The 17,089-nt window shown below is 64.6% G+C and carries 15 protein-coding genes; 3 read left to right on the top strand and 12 right to left on the bottom strand.

Going from position 1 to position 17,089, the window contains the following annotated elements; translation table 11 throughout:
* Nucleotides 1-25: 25 nt before the first annotated feature.
* The 5 genes from KZJ38_RS02690 to KZJ38_RS02670 are packed head-to-tail and all read right to left on the bottom strand — an operon-like array spanning nt 26 to nt 5,688.
* Nucleotides 26-952, bottom strand: coding sequence for an ABC transporter permease (locus KZJ38_RS02690; RefSeq protein ID WP_219798678.1), 927 nt, complete (start codon nt 950-952; stop codon nt 26-28).
* The gene (locus KZJ38_RS02685) at nt 952-1,896 is read right to left on the bottom strand and encodes an ABC transporter permease (RefSeq protein WP_219798677.1); all 945 of its coding nucleotides are present in this window, start codon (nt 1,894-1,896) and stop codon (nt 952-954) included. The genes KZJ38_RS02690 and KZJ38_RS02685 overlap by 1 nt, the downstream gene beginning before the upstream one ends.
* 5 nt (nt 1,897-1,901) lie before the next feature.
* The gene (locus tag KZJ38_RS02680; protein ID WP_219798676.1) at nt 1,902-3,401 is read right to left on the bottom strand and encodes an ABC transporter substrate-binding protein; all 1,500 of its coding nucleotides are present in this window, start codon (nt 3,399-3,401) and stop codon (nt 1,902-1,904) included.
* A 53-nt stretch (nt 3,402-3,454) separates the two neighbouring features.
* Nucleotides 3,455-4,645: an ABC transporter ATP-binding protein gene (locus tag KZJ38_RS02675; protein WP_219798675.1), complete on the bottom strand. Its 1,191-nt coding sequence runs from the start codon at nt 4,643-4,645 to the stop codon at nt 3,455-3,457.
* A complete protein-coding gene (locus KZJ38_RS02670; RefSeq protein WP_219798674.1) occupies nt 4,642-5,688 on the bottom strand; it encodes an ABC transporter ATP-binding protein in 1,047 nt (348 codons plus the stop codon). The genes KZJ38_RS02675 and KZJ38_RS02670 overlap by 4 nt, the downstream gene beginning before the upstream one ends.
* 140 nt (nt 5,689-5,828) lie before the next feature.
* Here KZJ38_RS02670 and KZJ38_RS02665 point away from each other — a divergent pair, with 140 nt between their 5' ends.
* Nucleotides 5,829-6,692: a LysR substrate-binding domain-containing protein gene (locus KZJ38_RS02665; protein WP_219798673.1), complete on the top strand. Its 864-nt coding sequence runs from the start codon at nt 5,829-5,831 to the stop codon at nt 6,690-6,692.
* Between the two features lie 61 nt (nt 6,693-6,753).
* Here KZJ38_RS02665 and KZJ38_RS02660 read toward each other — a convergent pair whose 3' ends face one another.
* Nucleotides 6,754-8,238, bottom strand: a complete 1,485-nt coding sequence (locus tag KZJ38_RS02660; RefSeq protein ID WP_219798672.1) for an MDR family MFS transporter — start codon at nt 8,236-8,238, stop codon at nt 6,754-6,756.
* A 244-nt stretch (nt 8,239-8,482) separates the two neighbouring features.
* Here KZJ38_RS02660 and KZJ38_RS02655 point away from each other — a divergent pair, with 244 nt between their 5' ends.
* Complete coding sequence (locus KZJ38_RS02655) at nt 8,483-8,815, top strand: hypothetical protein (protein ID WP_219798671.1); 333 nt, start codon at nt 8,483-8,485, stop codon at nt 8,813-8,815.
* Between the two features lie 77 nt (nt 8,816-8,892).
* Here KZJ38_RS02655 and KZJ38_RS02650 read toward each other — a convergent pair whose 3' ends face one another.
* The 3 genes from KZJ38_RS02650 to KZJ38_RS02640 all read right to left on the bottom strand — a co-directional run bounded on the left by KZJ38_RS02650 (nt 8,893) and on the right by KZJ38_RS02640 (nt 12,949).
* On the bottom strand, nt 8,893-9,441 hold the full coding sequence (locus KZJ38_RS02650; RefSeq protein ID WP_219798670.1) for a GAF domain-containing protein: 549 nt from the start codon (nt 9,439-9,441) through the stop codon (nt 8,893-8,895).
* 57 nt (nt 9,442-9,498) lie between these two features.
* Nucleotides 9,499-10,941 (bottom strand): MFS transporter, encoded by a 1,443-nt coding sequence (locus KZJ38_RS02645; RefSeq protein ID WP_219798669.1) that lies wholly within the window; start codon nt 10,939-10,941, stop codon nt 9,499-9,501.
* 226 nt (nt 10,942-11,167) lie between these two features.
* The gene (locus KZJ38_RS02640; RefSeq protein ID WP_219798668.1) at nt 11,168-12,949 is read right to left on the bottom strand and encodes a gamma-glutamyltransferase family protein; all 1,782 of its coding nucleotides are present in this window, start codon (nt 12,947-12,949) and stop codon (nt 11,168-11,170) included.
* 231 nt (nt 12,950-13,180) lie between these two features.
* Here KZJ38_RS02640 and KZJ38_RS02635 point away from each other — a divergent pair, with 231 nt between their 5' ends.
* Nucleotides 13,181-13,966, top strand: coding sequence for a FadR/GntR family transcriptional regulator (locus KZJ38_RS02635; RefSeq protein WP_219798667.1), 786 nt, complete (start codon nt 13,181-13,183; stop codon nt 13,964-13,966).
* 29 nt (nt 13,967-13,995) lie between these two features.
* Here KZJ38_RS02635 and KZJ38_RS02630 read toward each other — a convergent pair whose 3' ends face one another.
* The 3 genes from KZJ38_RS02630 to KZJ38_RS02620 all read right to left on the bottom strand — a co-directional run bounded on the left by KZJ38_RS02630 (nt 13,996) and on the right by KZJ38_RS02620 (nt 17,080).
* Nucleotides 13,996-14,295 carry a hypothetical protein gene (locus tag KZJ38_RS02630; RefSeq protein ID WP_219798666.1) on the bottom strand — a complete coding sequence of 100 codons (300 nt, stop codon included), beginning with the start codon at nt 14,293-14,295 and terminating at the stop codon, nt 13,996-13,998.
* A 106-nt stretch (nt 14,296-14,401) separates the two neighbouring features.
* Nucleotides 14,402-15,772, bottom strand: coding sequence for a class-II fumarase/aspartase family protein (locus KZJ38_RS02625; RefSeq protein ID WP_219798665.1), 1,371 nt, complete (start codon nt 15,770-15,772; stop codon nt 14,402-14,404).
* A gap of 141 nt (nt 15,773-15,913) precedes the next feature.
* On the bottom strand, nt 15,914-17,080 hold the full coding sequence (locus tag KZJ38_RS02620; protein ID WP_219798664.1) for an enolase C-terminal domain-like protein: 1,167 nt from the start codon (nt 17,078-17,080) through the stop codon (nt 15,914-15,916).
* Nucleotides 17,081-17,089: the final 9 nt, after the last annotated feature.

Here is a 17,089-nt window from a genome sequence, read left to right as displayed (position 1 = left end):
GTAATACAACGAGGAGCCGCGCAAATTACGATTCGCGTGGATCGAGCGCATCGCGCAGACCATCGCCTAGCAGATTGAAACCTAGCACAGCGAGGAAAATCGCGACGCCCGGAAACACGGACATCCACGGCGCCTGGCTCACGAAATCCTTCGCGGTGTTCAGCATCGATCCCCACGACGGCGCCGGCGGCAATTGCCCGAGCCCCAGAAACGACAGGCTCGCTTCGGCGATGATCGCGGTTGCGATCGTGAGGCTCGCCTGCACGATGATCGGCGGCAGCACGTTCGGCAGGATGTAGCGCACGATAATCCGTGCGTGGCCGAGACCGATGGCGCGCGCGCCTTCCACATATTCTTCAGCCTTGACCGCGAGCGCCTGACCGCGCGTCAGACGCACGAAGCGCGGCATCGCCGAGATGCCGATCGCGGCCATTGCATTGGTGAGGTTGGGGCCAAGAAACGCGGCAAGCGCGATCGCGAGAATCAGAAACGGAATCGACAGCAGCGCATCGGCCACGCGCGAAATCACGCCGTCGACAAGCCCGCCGAAGTAGCCCGCCAGCAAACCGAGCGGCAAACCGATCACGACCGCGATACAGACCGAAACGACACCGGCCAGCAGCGATGCCCGCGCGCCGTAGAGCAGCCGCGCGAACACATCGCGGCCCAGTTCGTCGGTGCCGAACCAGTGCGCGGCGGACGGCGCCTGACGTACGGTAAGAAAGCTCGCCTGCACGGGGTCGTAATGCGAGAGCCACGGCGCGAACACCGCCATAACCACGACCAGCAGCACGAGCACCGCGCCGAACACCGCGGCGCGATTGCGCATGAACTTCGTGAGACCGCGGCGCTTGCGGCGCGGCAGCGTATCGGCAGCCCCGGCCGCGGCCGCGCCGACGGCACCGGCAGCGCCGGATGAAGGCGAACGCACAGGAGACGCGGGAGTAGCCATCAGCTGCGCCTCATACGGGGATTGAGCACGATATAAAGCACATCGGCGAAGAGGTTCACGACGATAAACGACAGCGCGGTAACGAGCACCACACCTTGCACGACCGCATAGTCGCGATTGAACACGGCATCGACAATCAGCTTGCCGAAGCCCGGAATCGTGAAGACCTGCTCGGTCAGCACGGCGCCCGCGAGCAGTTCGCCGAACAGCAGCGCGAGCACGGTGACAATCGGAATCAGCGCATTGCGAAAGCCGTGCTTGACCACCACGGTCGCGCGCAGCAGCCCTTTCGCGCGCGCGGTGCGAATGTAATCGGTGCGCAGCACGGACAGCATCGCGCTGCGCGTATGCCGCATCAGTTGCGCGCCGAGCGCAGCGCCGAGCACAAAGGCGGGCATCAGCATCGTCTTGATGCTGAGCCAGAAGTCTTCGGAGGGCGACACATAGCCCGACGACGGCAGCAGATGCCAGCGCACCGACACGAGAAAAATCAGCATGATGCCGAGCCAGAAATTCGGAATCGACATGCCCGAGAGCGCGAGGATATTCGCGCCGTAATCGAGCGGCCCGCCGCGGCTCGCCGCTGAAATCACGCCGGCCGGAATGCCGATCCCGATCGCGAAGATCATGCCCATCACCGCGAGCTGGATCGTGACGGGCAGCTTCTGTTCGATCAGCGACGTGACCGGCACATCGGTGCGCAGCGACACGCCGAGGTTGCCGTGCAGCACGTCCTTGACCCACAGCACGTACTGCGTCGGCACCGGCTCGTCGAGGTGATACTTCGCGCGCAGCGACGCGATCAGCTGCGGGTCCTGATCTTCGCCGGCCATCGCCATCACCGGGTCGCCGGGCAGCAGCTTCTGCAGGCCGAAAATCAGCATCGACACGAGAATCAGTGTCGGCACCGCGACGAGCAGGCGATTCGCGATGATCCTGAGCATGACGTTTAGCCCTTGATGCTGACGCCGCGCAAACGGATCAGGCCGTCCGGATACGGCGTGAAGCCCTGCACCTTGTTCGACAGCACGTACGGCCACGGCTGGATGTAGATGTAGACGTTCGGGTCTTCGTCGGCGAGCACCTTCGCGGCCGCGTCGTACTGCGCCTTGCGGTCCGCGACGGTCAGCTTCACGCGCGCGGCGTCGAGCAGCTTGTCCACTTCCGCATTGCAGTACTTGCCGTAGTTCAGGTTGCCCGCGCACGTATTGAACTGATGCAGATTGCCGTCCGGATCGACGCGGCCCGACCAGCCGAGGTACATCGCCTGGAAGTCGCCGCTATGCGCGGCGTTCAGCTGCGCCGCGTAGTCGGTCGGCCGCAGCTTCAGGTTGAAGCCGGCTTCGCCGACCATCGCCTGCAGCATCTGCACGATCTGGCTCGCCACCGTGTTGTTCGGATACGTGAACTCGACGTCGACATGTTCATGCCCCGCCGCCTTGAGCAGCGCCTTGGCCTTCGCGACGTCGCGATGCGGCGCGGGCAATGCGGCATCGAAGTAAGGGCTCGACTTCGGCAGCGGCTGATTGGCCGGTGGGAAAATACCTGCGCCGATCACCTGGTTGATCGCGTCGCGATCGATCGACAGATCGAAGGCCTCGCGCACGCGCTTGTCGCGCAGCGCGGCGTTGCCGCGCGAGCCGTTGTTGATGTTGAACGTGACGTAGTAGTAGCCGAGGCCCGGCGTCGACACGAGCTTCAGGTTCGCATCGCCCTTTACCGCGTTCACGTCCGACGGCGCGACGCGCTCGAGCATATCGAGCGAGCCCGAGCGCAGGTTCGCGAGACGCACGGTCGCATCAGGAATCGGCAGGAACGTAATGCGCTGGATCGGGTACTTCGCGGCATCCCAGTAGCCGTCGAATTTTTCGAGCACGACGCGGTCGTTCTGCACGCGCTGCACGAACTTGTACGGGCCCGAGCAGACCGGATGCGTCGCCACGCCCGCGGCGTCCGCGAACGTCTTCGGCGACAGCATCATGCCCGCGCGGTCCGATAGCGTGGCGAGCAGCGCGGCGTCCGGCTGCTTGAGCACGAACGCGACCGTATTGGCGTCGATCGCATCCACATGATCGATCGATGCGAGTTCGCTCTTGCGGTTGCTGGTCGGCAGCGTCATCGCGCGGTCGATGTTGGCCTTCACGGCTGCCGCGTTGAACGGCTCGCCGTCCTGGAACTTCACGCCCTGGCGCAGCTTGAACGTGAGCGTCTTGCCGTCGGCGCTGGTGGTCCACGAGGTCGCGAGCATCGGCACGATCTTCAGGTCCGGCGTGATATCGACGAGCGAATTGCACAGCGACGCAAACACGATGCGGTCGACGAACTGCACGCTGCGTGCGGGGTCGAGCGTGCCGATGTCGTCCTGCAAGCCGATCCGGATCTGGCTGGTCTGCGCCATCGCGGCGGATGCGCTGAGCGCGAGCGCCGCGGCCATCAACATTCTTCGCATGCGGTCTTTCCTTTTCTTTCCCGGTTCAATAAAGCGGTTTGATGCAGGTTGTTCTATTGCGCGGCTTGCGCGGTCGGTGCCGCCTGTGCGGCTTGCGCCGCCTGCTCTGCCTGCCGCTCGCGATAAATCGCAAGCCGTTCCGTCAGCTTCGTGCTGGCGGGCGTGGCAAGCGGCGCACCGCCGCCCGCGTTCTGAATCTCACGCCAGAAATGACACGCGACGCGACGCCCGTCGCCAAGCGTTTCGCTCGCCGGCCGCTCCTGCGAGCACAGCGGCTTCGCATGCGGGCAGCGCGGATGAAAACGGCAACCGGGCGGCGGTGCGGTCGGGCTCGGCAAGTCGCCGGTCAGGGCGGCGCGCGCACGCCGCTCATGCGGGCTGCTGACCGGAATCGCGCCGAGCAGCGCCTGCGTGTACGGATGCAGCGGCGCGTCGAACAACGCATCGACGTCCGCGAGTTCGACGATCTCGCCGAGATACATCACCGCCACGCGATCGCTCATATGGCGGATCACGGCAAGATCGTGCGCAACCATGATCAGCGTGAGGCCGAGATCCTGCTTCAGCGTTTCGAGCAGATTAATCACCTGCGCCTGCACGGACACATCGAGCGCCGACACCGGCTCGTCGCCGACGATCAGCTGCGGTTCGCCCGCCAGTGCGCGCGCAATGCCGATCCGTTGCCGCTGACCGCCCGAAAACTCGTGCGGATAGCGATCCGCGTACGCAGGCTGCAAGCCGACCGTGCGCAGCAACTGCGCGACGCGCTCGCGCCGCTCGGCGCCATTGCGCGCAAGCCGGTGCAACGCGATCGGCTCGCCGACGATCTGCCCGACCGTCATGCCCGGGTTCAGCGAGGCGAACGGATCCTGGAAAATCAGCTGCATCTCGCGCCGCAGCCGCCGCATTGGCGCGCCGTGCAGATGCGTGATGTCCTGCCCCTGGTACAGCACGCGGCCTTGGGTCGAGTCGATCAGGCGCAGCAACAGGCGGCCAAGCGTCGACTTGCCGCAACCCGATTCGCCGACGATCGCGAAGGTCTCGCCGGCGCTGACCGAGAACGACACATCGTTGACCGCATAAACGACCGGCGTGCGCGTAAACAGATGACGGTCGCCGCCGAAGTGCTTCGTCAGCGCGCGCGCTTCGATGATCGGTGTGCGCGGCGACACTTTGCCGGAGCCGGAGTCGACGTCTGAAGCCAGCGCAGTGCGGGTGATGATGCCGGTGCGGTTCGTCGTCATGCGACCTCCCTGCGCATCGGCGCGCTTTGCTGCTGCCCGCCGGCGGCATAAGCGGACTGCTCGACCGGCGCGAGCCAGCACGCCACGCGATGCACGCCCGCAACCGGCTGATCGGGCGGCGCCGCATCGATACAGCGCTGCTCGACAAACGGACAGCGCGGCGCGAACCGGCAGCCGCTTGGCATCTGTTCCGGCGACGGCACCGAGCCGCGAATCGTCGCGAGCGAGCCTTCGCGCTTGCCCGTCGACGGAATCGCGCCCATCAGACCGATCGTGTACGGATGCTGCGGATCGTCGAACAGATCGGCGACCGTGCCGTATTCGACGATCCGTCCCGCGTACATCACCGCGACATGGTCCGCGACTTCCGCGACGACGCCGAGGTCGTGCGTGATCAACACCATCGCGGTGCCGGTCTCGGCTTGCAGATTTTTGATCAGCGACAACACCTGCGCCTGAATCGTCACATCGAGCGCGGTGGTCGGCTCATCGGCAATCAGCAGACGCGGCTGGTTGGCGAGCGCCATCGCGATCATCACGCGCTGGCGCATGCCGCCCGACAGCTGATGCGGATACGCATCGAGCCGCGTTTCCGGAGCGGGAATACGCACGAGCCGCAGCATCTCGAGCGCCTGCTCGCGCGCTTCGGCGCGGCTCAAACCGCGATGCCGCCGGATGCTTTCGCCGATCTGCTCGCCCACCGTAAACGCCGGATTCAGCGACGTCATCGGCTCCTGAAAGATCATCGACAGCCGGTTGCCGCGAATGTCGGCCAGCTCGCGCTCGGGCAAGGTAAAAAGATCCTTGCCGTCGAAGTGCGCCGTGCCCGATACGCGCTGCGCGGGCGGGCTCGCGAGCAGCCCCATCAGCGCGAGCGACGTCACGCTCTTGCCGCAGCCCGACTCGCCGACGATGCACAGCGTTTCGCCGCTGCCGACCGCAAACGACACGTTGTCGACAAGATTCGGCATCGCGGCCGAGCGCGAAAACTTCAACGAAAAGCCGCTGACCTCGAGTACCGGTCGGCGCTCGCCATCGCTCATGCTGTGACACTCCCCACGGGCTGGTCGTCCTCGAAACGCTTTTAAGCGTCAATTGAAGGGTCGATTATGGGGTGCGGTACACAACAGAAAATATTAATATTTCTTGTCGATACTTAAGTTTTTCTTGAGCAAGGCGATTGATGCCCACGATGCGGATGTTGAAAACCTTTCGAGCGGTCGCGCGAACCGGGTCGTTCGCGGCTGCCGCGGAGAAAGTCGCGCTGACGCAGGCCGCTGTCAGCCTGCAGATGCGCGGGCTCGAACAGGCGCTCGGGCGGCAGCTCTTTGCGCGCAGCGGGCGGCAGATCGTGCTGACCCGCGACGGCCAGCAGATCTGGCCGAAGGTCGAGCAGATTCTCGATCTGCTCGACGAGCTCAACGCGAACCCGGCCGATTCGATGGTCGGGCCGCTGACGATCGGCGCGGTGGTGTCGGTGATCGGCGCGCTGTCGCTCGTCGTCGCGCGTTTGAAGACCGCGCACCCGCAGCTCGATGTGCGGCTGCTGTCGGCGCGCTCCGACGAACTCGCGGCGATGGTCGAAGCGGGCGACGTCGATATCGCGGCGATCGTTGCGCGCGCCGATGCGACGCTGCCCGACACGCTGAAGTGGACCACGCTGTATAGCGAGCCGTTGGTGTTAGTCGTGAGCAGCGAGGAGACCGACAGCGACCCGCAGCGCATTCTGCGTAGTCACGGCTTTCTGCGTTTCGACCGGCGCGTGCGGACCGGACGCGTCGTCGATCAGGCGCTGCGCGACGCGGGGCTCACCGTCAACGAATATCTCGAACTCAATTCGATCGAAACGATCGTCGCGCTCGTGCGCGAGAACGTCGGCGTCGCGGTGCTGCCGCTCCTGCATCGGGGCAACTGGCGCAACGATCCGTCGCTGCGCGTGCTGTCGATTTCGAATCCGCCGATGCTGCGCACGGTCGGGATGATTCAGCGCGCGTCGTACGACCGGCCGGGCATTACGCAGGCGATCATCGATACGCTGCACGGGTGAGCGCGGCGCGTCCGCCGCACGACACGACGCGCGAGTCGCCAGGTGCGGCCGGATGAACCGCTCAATGCGCGACCGGCGTCGTAACCTCACGCTTGTGGCGAATCACCACTGACGGCACGAGCATCGCCAGCAGGAACAGCGCGATCGACACGCCGAGCACACCCGCGAACGTCAGATGCAGCGACTGCTGCAACGCGACGCGCACGCCCATATCGACGGCGCCGAGCTTTTCCGCGGATGCATCGAGCGCCGCGCGCAGCTGATCAGGCGTGACCGCGCCGATCTGCTTCGCATGCGCGAGCCCGAAGTTGAACACCGCGCCGAACACCGTCGCGCCGAGCGTGCTGCCGAGATTGCGCGAGAACAGATTCGACGCGGTCGCGCTGCCACGCTGGTTCGCCTCGACAATCTCCTGAATCAGCACGAGCGCGGCCGTGGCCGACAAACCCATGCCGAAGCCCATCACGAGCGAGCCAAACGCGGCGGTCAGCGGCGTGCTGTCGACGGTCATCAGCGCAAACACCGCGCCGCCCACCGGAATAAACACGCTGCCGACGACCAGAATCGAGCGCAGGTTATAGCGCCGGAACAGCCGCGCGGAAATCGTCGCGCCGACCGGCCAGCCGACCATCATTACCGTCAGCGCCATGCCGGCCACCACCGGCGAGCGCTGCAGCACGCCTTGCACGTAGATCGGCAGAAACGTCGTCACGCCCATCAGCACCATGCCGGAGAGCAGCGTCGACGCATTGGTCGCGGCGATCGGCCGGCGGCTCCAGAGCGCAAACGAAATCATCGGCTCGGCGGCGCGCCGCTCCTGGATCACGAACAGCACCGACGCGACCGCGCATACCGCGCATGCATACAGCGCATGCCGGCCCGCGGACGCGCCTGCGTCGGTGAGCGCGATCATCAGCGCGGCAACCGCGACGGTGAAGAGCGCCGCCCCGGCAATATCGATCGATGGCCGCTGACGCCCGGGCTTTTCGTGCAGAAACGCGATAAAGCCAGCCGCCGCGGCCAGCCCGATCGGCACGTTCATCCAGAAGATCCATGCCCACGACAGCGCGTGGATGATAAAGCCGCCGACCACCGGTCCGACCACCGCCGAGATCGCCCAGACGCTCGCGAGATAACCCTGCACCTTGCCGCGCTCGTGCGCCGGATAGAGGTCGCCGACGATCGTCATCGCGACCGGCTGGATCGCGCCGGCGCCGATGCCCTGGATCAGCCGGAACGCGATCATGGCCGGCATCGACCACGCGAAGCCCGCGAGCAGCGAGCCCGCGAGGAAGATCGCGATGCCGACCAGCATCACGGGCTTGCGGCCGAACAGATCGGCGAGCTTGCCGAACACGACCGTCATTGCCGTCTGCGCGAGCAGAAACGACGAGAACACCCAGCTGTAAAGATCGAGTCCGCCTAGCTGCGTTGCGATTTGCGGCATGGCGGTGGAGACGATCGTCATTTCGATCGCGATCATGGCCGTGGAAGCCATGACCGATGCGATGACGAGCGCACGCCCGGAATTGCGCGATTCGGCCATTTGACGTGTAGGGATTCGAGTGGGGGGACGGCGACGCGAAGCTGCTTCGCTTTGCTGTAAGAGCGCAATTCTGCCAGCCCAAAGCGATTCGCGCTAACCATGACCTCGGCATGGGTGACCCGCCGTGCGGCCTTGCAGCAATCTTGTTTGCGAAAGGGTAAAGAAATCTTTAAAAGCGTCGTAAACTGTTCGGAAGGTTTAGTCAGACCAATCATTTTTGCCGACATCAAAAGAAGGAGCAGCAATGAGAATTGCAGGCCGGCAGGTTTATGAAGCGCAGCGCATCGCGGCGCAAGTGCAGCAGAAGCGCGACGAACAGCAAAACCCGACCAAAGGCGGCAAGGACGGCGACGTCGTCACTACGCAGGACATCAAGAAGCCGTCGCTGTTCGACGTGCTCTGGTCCGATCCGCAGTCCGGGCAGACGTCGCATCAGGCCACCGGCCATTCGACGCCGCACGCGCCGCACCATTCGGGCCACACGAGCGGGCATAAGCCGCAGCAGCCGGCGTCGCCCGATGCATCCGCTGGCGACACCGACAAGCCGTCGGATTCGAAGGTCGATATCTACGTTTGAAGTTTGAGGTAAGCGGTTTGACGTAAAAAGCGCGTCGCGGCGAGCGGCGGCGGCGCCAGTCGCATCAGTGCTTTCTTTCAGGCGCAGCCGGCTCGCACGTGCTGCGTCGTCTTCGGCTTCGCATTGCGCAGATAGAGCGCGAGCGGCGCGGCAAGAAACGACGCAAGCACGAGCCCGGCTTCCTCGTGCGCCTGCGTGTACCAGCCTTCGACGTGCGTCAGGTTCATCGTCCCGACACATTGCCCGTCGTACGCAACCGGAATGTTCAGGATCGAGCCAAGCCCCATGCCGGTGATCACCGCGTGATCGTCGAATGCGGCGCGAATGCCGGCCGCGTCGGTGGCGCGGAACGGCAGCAGATTTTCGAGCGTGTGTTCGGCCCACGCGCTGCCGCGTTTCTTCTTGCGGCCGCCTAGCGGATAGACGGTCGGCATATTCGTGTACAGCCGTTCGACCTCATACCGTTCGGCGTCGAACGACATGATCGTAAAGAGCTTGCAGCCCAGCGTTTCGCAAGCGACCGCGTAGATCTCGCGGAAGATCGCGTCGGGCTGACGCGCGGTGCGCAATGCGCGCGCGAGCCGCGAGACATCCGGCAGATCGAGCAGGCGGGGGTCGGGTTGCATATCGATGGTCCGCTGGGTTCCTGTGATGGTTTCGATGTTTCTGCTGGTTTCGATGAATCAGCCGTGAATGCGCCTCGAGCCGCGCAACGCCTCGATGTCCAGCCGCGCGGCCAGTTCGTGCTTTTCGATATCTTCGAGCGAGCGGTTGCGCGTCTCGATGCCGAGGAAAAACACAATCGACGCACCGACCACCAGCACCATGGTCGTCATGCCGAACACGCCGATAAAGCCGAACGCCGGATAGACAAAGCCGACCAGAATCGGCGCACTGACCGAGCCGATGCGCCCGAACGACGACGACGAACCGACGCCCGTGGTGCGCACCGCCGTCGGGAAAATTTCAGGCGTGTACGCATAGACGCCCGCGAACGCGCCGTTCATAAAGAACGACAGGCACATGCCCGCGGCCATGATTTCGAGCTCGGCGCTCGACAGCGCGAGACAGATCGCGGCGACCGCGCCGAGCAACATATACGACGACACCACCGCCTTGCGCCCGATCCGCTCGTTCAGAAACGCGGCCGAGAAATAGCCAGGAATCTGCGACGCGTAGATCGCTATCGAATATCCGAAGCTTTGCGTGATCGTGAAGCCCTGTTTGACGAGCAGGCTCGGAATCCACGCGAAAAACGAGTAGTACGCGAACGCGACGGAAAACCACATCGCCCAGCTGATCGCGGTCACGCCGGCAAGCCGCGTCGACCATAGCTCGGCGATGTTGCGCCATGCGCCGCCCCTTCTCACGTCGCGCGCGCCGTGCATGCGGCGCCCCGGCGATGGCGGCCCGTCGAGCACCACCTGGCGCACCGGCGCGAGCGTCATGCCGCGCTTGATAAAACTGTCTTCGACGCTCGTCACGATTTCGTCGGCCTCGCGCAGACGCCCGCGGCTTTCGAGCCAGCGCGGCGACTCGGGCAGCGAGCGCCGCCACCACAGCAGCATCACGACCGGCACCGCGGTCAGCATCGCGACATAGCGCCAGCCGTCCGCGAAATTGCGCACGACCGCAAAGCCGAGCACGGACGACGTCAGATAGCCGAACGACATAAAGCCGACCAGCGCGCCGCAGAACACGCCGCGATAGCGGCGCGGCACGAATTCGGCAAGAAACGGCGCAATCACGACCGCTTCGGCGCCCGAGCCGAAGCCCGCGACCATCCGTAGCGCAAAGAACGCGTGCCAGTCGTCGACAAGGCCGCTTGCGAACGACGCCAGGCAATAGATCGACAGCGCGCTCATCATGATGCGGCGCCGTCCGATCACATCCGCGGCGACGCCGGACAGGAACGCGCCGAAGAAGTAACCGATATACGTGCTGCTCGCGACGAGGCCGGTCTGCGCGCTGCTCAGTTGCCAGAGCTTGCTCACGATCGGCAGCAGAAACGCCAGCGACGACGAGTCGAGGCCGTCGAACAGATAGCCGAGTCCGCCGATGACCAGCAGCTTTCGATGAAAGCCCGATATCGGTAAGCGTTCGAGTCGAGCCGCAACTGTAGACATGAATCTACCCCCTTGAAAACACTCGAATGACCTGGCGCGTGTCACGCGCACTCATTGTGCAAAGCGTCCGATGCTCGCAGCCCGACGTGACGCGCGAACGTCACCGCAGAACATCACGACACACACGCAACGCTACGGCTGCATGTCACGATCGGATCGCAACATGCGGCGCCAACCCAAGCTCGCATACCCAACGCCGGATTCAGCGCCTGATTCGGCGCCGGATTCAACGCCCGATTGCATACGCCTGCATCTGCCGCGGCGTCGCCGCGCCACGCATCAGCCCATCGCGCAGTCCAACCGCGCAAACGCGTCCTAACGCCCACGGCTCCGCCACGGTGAGGTCGTGCCCTCGCGCCTGCAATTCGGCCAGCGTGCGCTGCGGAAAACGCGCTTCGGCCGACATCTTGCCGAGCCGCATCGCACGCGGATAAAACGACGCCGGAAAATGCGCGGTCTGGAACGACGGCGCATCGATCGCGGCCTGCAGGTCCATGCCCGCATGCACATGCCGCAGAAACATTTGCAGCGACCACTGGTCCTGCTGATCGCCGCCCGGCGAACCGAATGCCGCATACGGCGCACCGTCGCGCGTGACGAGCGTCGGCGATAACGTCGTGCGCGGCCGGCGGCCAGGACCGAGCGACGACGGCAAGCCCGCTTCCATCCAGAACATCTGCGCGCGCGTCGTCACGTTGAAGCCGAGACCCGGCACCGCAGGCGAGGCCTGCAGCCAGCCGCCCGAAGGGGTTGCCGACACCATGTTTCCCCATCGGTCGACGACATCGAGATGCACCGTGTCGCCGCGCAATTCCGGCAGCGGCGCGAAACTCGGCTCGCCCTGGCCGAAGCCGCCCGGCTGCTGACGCCCCGCGCTCGCGACGATCTTTTCCGCGCGTAACAGGCTGTCACCGAGCTCGCCGGGGCGGAATTCGAACGACGCGCGCGCGGGGTCCACGCACTGGCGGCGCGCGTCGTTGTAGCGGTCCGACAGCAAGGTGTCGAGCGGAACATCGGCGTGCTGAGGATCACCATAGAACACTTCGCGGTCGGCGAACGCGAGCTTGGCGCACTCGATGACCGTATGCACGAAGTCGGGCCCAAGCGGATCGAGGCTCGCGAGATCGAAGCCCTTCAGTAGCGCGAGCTGCTGCAGGAACACGGGCCCTTGCCCCCAGGGGCCGGTCTTGTGCACCGTGAAGCCCGCGTAATCGTACGACACCGGATCTTCGTACGACGGCGTCCAGCGCGCGAGATCGTCGCCGGTCAATAAGCCTCGATTGCGCAGGCCCGACGTATCGAGCACCGCCGCGGTACGAAAGTAATGATCGATGGCGTCCGCGACAAAGCCCGAATAGAACACGCGCCGCGCGCGCTCGCATTGCGCGGCGCGATCGCCGCTGCCCGCTTCTTCGAGAATGCGCCGGTAGGTCGCCGCGATCGACGGGTTGCTGAACAGCTGGTTCGGCCGCGGCGCTTCGCCGTCGCGCAGCCATTGCTGCGCCGACGTCGTCCACTCGCTTCTGAAGAAATCCTGAATCGCGAGAATCGATGCAGCCATGCGCGGCACCACCGGGTAGCCGTTCTGGGCATAGCCAATCGCGTAACCGAGCACATCTTGCAACGGCAACTCGCCGTAATCGCGCAGCAGTGTCATCCATGCGCCGAACGCACCGGGCACAACCGCCGGCAGCAAGCCCGTGCCGGGCACCACGTCGAGACCCATGGCGCGCATCCGCTCGATCGTCATCGTGGCCGGCGTTACGCCTTGCCCGCACAGCACACGCACGCGCTTGTCACGCGCGCTGTAGAACACCACGGGCAACTCGCCGCCGGGACCGTTCAGATGCGGCTCGACGATCTGCAGCACGAAACCCGCCGCCGCCGCCGCATCGAATGCGTTGCCGCCCTTTTCGAGCACCGCCATCGCGGACGCTGTGGCCAGCCAATGCGTCGACGCGGCCATGCCGAAGGTGCCGATCAGTTCGGGTCGGGTCGTGAATGCCATTGAATCGATCTCGCGATAAGCGACTTGCACGCAACTTCAGGGGGAACTTCGGAAAACGGCAAACTGAACCAATTTCAATTGGTTCGCTTACCGATTCATTCATTCCAGCTGCATTATTTCGCAGCTTACTGCATGTTTTACGGTCAATAAACCGGAGTCAAGAAAAACATTGAAAGCGCTTCCACCGATGTTAATATCGAACCAATATCAAAATGGTTCGGGGCTTTAACCATGACTGAAATTTCGGTGCTGGATCGCATCGCCGACTACATCGCACAGCACGAACTGCGCGACGGCGACTCGCTTCCGGCAGAACGCAAGCTCGCTGAAGACCTGGCGGTCACCCGGCGCGAATTGCGCAACGCGCTCGCGTCGCTTGAAGCGGCGGGGCGCATCTGGCGCGGCGTCGGCCGCGGCACGTATCTCGGCGCGCGGCCGCTCAGGTTCGCGCAGACCTTGAATGGCCTTTCTGTCGGCACCAGTCCGTCGGACGTCGCGGAAATGCGGCTTATGATCGAGCCCGCGCTCGTCGCGCTTGCAACAATGAAGGCAAGCCCCGCCGATCTCGCGGAACTCGAAAAGGTCGCCAAAAAAAACGCATCCACCAAGGACGACTACGAATGGCAGCAGTGGGACCATCGCTTCCACCTGCTGCTTGCACAAGCCACACGCAATCCCGCCATCATCGCGCTGCTCGAGGCGATCAACGGCGTGCGCGTGAAGCCGGCGCTGCGCGAAAAAACCGTCGACCAGGAAACACGGAAACGCTTCGCGGAACAACATCAGGCGGTCGTCACCGCGATGCTCGCGCGAGATAGCGAACTCGCCGAACAGCGGATGCGCGAACATCTGTCGAGCGTGCAGATAAGAGTGACGGCGCGAGAAAAGAACAGGGGCGCTGCAGTTGAGCCCGCAGCCGCCGGACCCTCGGCCATCGAATCGTCACCTGCCGAAGCAAAACCGGCCGCGCCCTCCCGGCGCGGCCGGCCTGCTTCATCCCAGCGGGACGCCGGCTAACTCCGCGTTAGTCCCGCCTCAGTGCCGAGTTAGTGCCAGTCGCGATCGTGATGCTCGCGCCACTGATGCTCGCGCCATTCACGGCGGCGCCATTCGCGTTCACGCCACTCACGGCGTTCGCGCCAGTCCGGACCATACCCGCCGTAGCCGACCACAACCGGCGCCTGCGCAACAACCACCGGCGGCGGAGGCGGAGGCGGCGCTACTTCATAAACCGGCGCCACCGGAATACCGAGTCCGACCGCCACATCGACATGCGCCGACGCCGCCGTCGACACGCCCAATGCCGCAAAACCGAGAACCACCGCGCCAAGCACCTTCTTGTTCATTTTGTGACTCCTTGCACGTTAAGTGCATGACTGTGAACCCGGTTCGCAGTGTAGAAGTCGATGTTTGACACAGGTGCTACATCGCTCGCTTATTCGTAACAGGACGTTAACGACGCGCCTCGTGCGCATCGCGCGGTGCATGCGCCACATAACGCGCCATCAACGATGCGGCGCCCAGATACTGCGACGGATCGGTCAATGCGCGCAGTTGCGCATCGTCGAAGCGTTCGCGAATCGACGCGTGCTTCGACAGCACGTCGTAGAGCGTGCGGTTCTCTTCGATCGCTACGCGGCACGCGTCGTACACCACGTCATGCGCATGCTGACGGCCGAGCGCGGGCGCGAGGCCCATCATCACCGCTTCGGCCACGATCAGGCCGCCGGTCAGATCGAGGTTCTTACGCATCTTCGCCGCGTCGACATGCAGGCCGCGCAGCATGAAATTCGCCTGATGCAGCGCGCTCGACACGAGCAGAAAGCTTTCCGGCACCGCGCTCCATTCGAGATGCCACGGCCCCGTCGCCCGTTCGAAGTCGTGCATCATGCCGTCGAGCATCAGCGCGGCGCGCTCGCGCAGCATCTTCGCCGCGGCGAACATCAGTTCGCTTGAAATCGGATTGCGCTTTTGCGGCATCGTCGAGCTTGCGCCGCGGCCCGGCACGAACGGCTCCGCCACTTCGCCGAATTCCGACGCGGCCATGATCATCACGTCGACGCTGATCTTGCCGAGCGAACCGCCGATGTTCGCGAGCAGCGACACGAGTTCACACAGACCGTCGCGCGCGACATGCCACGTAATCTCCGGATTGCGCAGGCCGAGTTCCTGCGCGAACAGCCGCCGCGTCTCGAGTGCGCGCACCGGGTCGCCGAGCGACGCGAGCGTGCCGGCCGCGCCACCGAACTGCGCCATCAGCACGCGCGCCTTCGCCTGCTGCAACCGCTCCGCATGCCGATGCAGCGACGACAGCCACACGGCGGCGCGAAAGCCGAACGTGACCGGCAGCGCATGCTGCAGATGCGTGCGGCCCGCCGTCACCGTATCGGCGTATTTGTCCGCGAGACCGCGCAAGGCGTCGCGTACTTCATCGAGTTGCCGCTCGACGATCGCGACGCCGCGCATGCATTGCAGCATCGTCGCGGTATCCATGATGTCCTGCGTCGTCGCGCCCCAGTGCACATAGCGGCCCGCTTCGCCGCACATGTCGCTCAACTGCTTGACGAGCGGCAGGATCGGATAGCCGACGATCTCCGTCTCATGACGCAACTGCTCGAGGTCGAGCTTCGCGAAATCGGCGCGCTCGGTGATGTCGCGCCCGGCCTGTTCGGGAATCAGGCCGGCCTTCGCCTGGGCGCGCGCCAGCGCGGTCTCCGCATCGATGCAGCGCGCCAGATAGGCGGTGTCGGAAAACACGTCGCGCATCTCGGGCGTACCGAACATGTCGCGGAAAAGCGCAGAGTCGAAAACAGTGGTTGCCATTGTCGTCAGGTTCCTTGGACCTTCGTTGCTTCGTTGCTTCGTTGCTTCGTTGCTTCGTTGCTTCGTTGCTTCGTTGCTTCGTTGCTTCGTTGCTTCGTTGCTTCGTTGCTTCTTTGCGTCGTTGAGACTGCTCTGGTTGCATCACGCGGCGAGGCGCGCGAGCCACGGGCGCAGCCCGTCTTTTTCTTCGAGACCGAATCCCGCCGCTGAGGTCGGACGCACCAGCCCGCCGCCCACACCGCATCCGGTCGCATAGCCGCCGAACGGCTGAAACACGCCCGGGTACGCTTCGCAGCCGCCCAGCTCGAGCCCGACCGCAATATGCAGGTTGATCAGATGACCGCCATGCGGATAGGCCTGCGCGCGATCGAAGCCATGGCTTTCGATCAACTCGATCATTCGCGCGTATTCGGTGAGCCCGTAAGCGAGACCCGCATCCATCTGGAACACGTCGAGGCCCGCGCGCATGCCGCCGAAGCGCGTCAGGTTCTTCACGTCGGGAAGCGAGAACAGGTTTTCGCCGGTCGCGATCCGGCCGGTGTAAGCCTCGGCGACCTGCCGGTTCAGATCGAAGTCGAGCGGGTCGCCGATCTCCTCGTACCAGCGCAGGTCGTACGGCGCGATCGCCTGGGCGTAGGCGAGCGCCGTATCGAGATCGAAGCGGCCGTTCGCGTCGACGGCAAGCCGCTGCCCTTCGCCCGCCACGCCGAGTGCGGCTTCGATGCGCGCGAGGTCCTGCTCGAGGCTCGCGCCGCCGATCTTCATCTTGAACGCGTCGAAGCCCTGCTCGCGATACGCGTTGAATTCGTCGGCAATGCGCTGCGTGCTGTCTTCCGCGTAGTAGTAGCCGCCCGCCGCATACACATCGACGCCTTCGGTCTTGCCGCGCCGCCCGTAGCGGCGCGCGATCGTGACATGCGCGGGTTCGTCGAAGAGCTTTGCGTTGAGATCCCACACGGCGAGTTCGATCGCGCCGGCCGCCGCCGCGCGGTCGCCGTGACCGCCGGGCTTCTCGTTGCGCAGGATCGTTTGCAGCACCTTCTGCGGGTCGAAACATTCGCCGCTCGCGTCGAGCAGGCTGTCCGGCGGCGCGGCGAGCAAACGCGGAATCATGCGGTCGCGCAGAATGCCGCCCTGCGCGAAGCGCCCGATCGAATCGAACGCATAGCCGGTCACGGGCTTGCCATTGCGAATCACATCGGTATGCAGCGCGACGAGCGACACGTCGTGTTCCGCAAAACTGACGAGTGCATTCGCCACATTGCCTTCAAGCGGGACCGACATCTCCCTGACCGCAGTGATACGCATAACCCTTCC

Origin of the sequence: Paraburkholderia edwinii (assembly GCF_019428685.1) — a bacterium.
GTDB classification, from domain to species: Bacteria; Pseudomonadota; Gammaproteobacteria; order Burkholderiales; family Burkholderiaceae; genus Paraburkholderia; species Paraburkholderia edwinii.
This window is presented reverse-complemented; position numbering and strand designations above follow the sequence as displayed.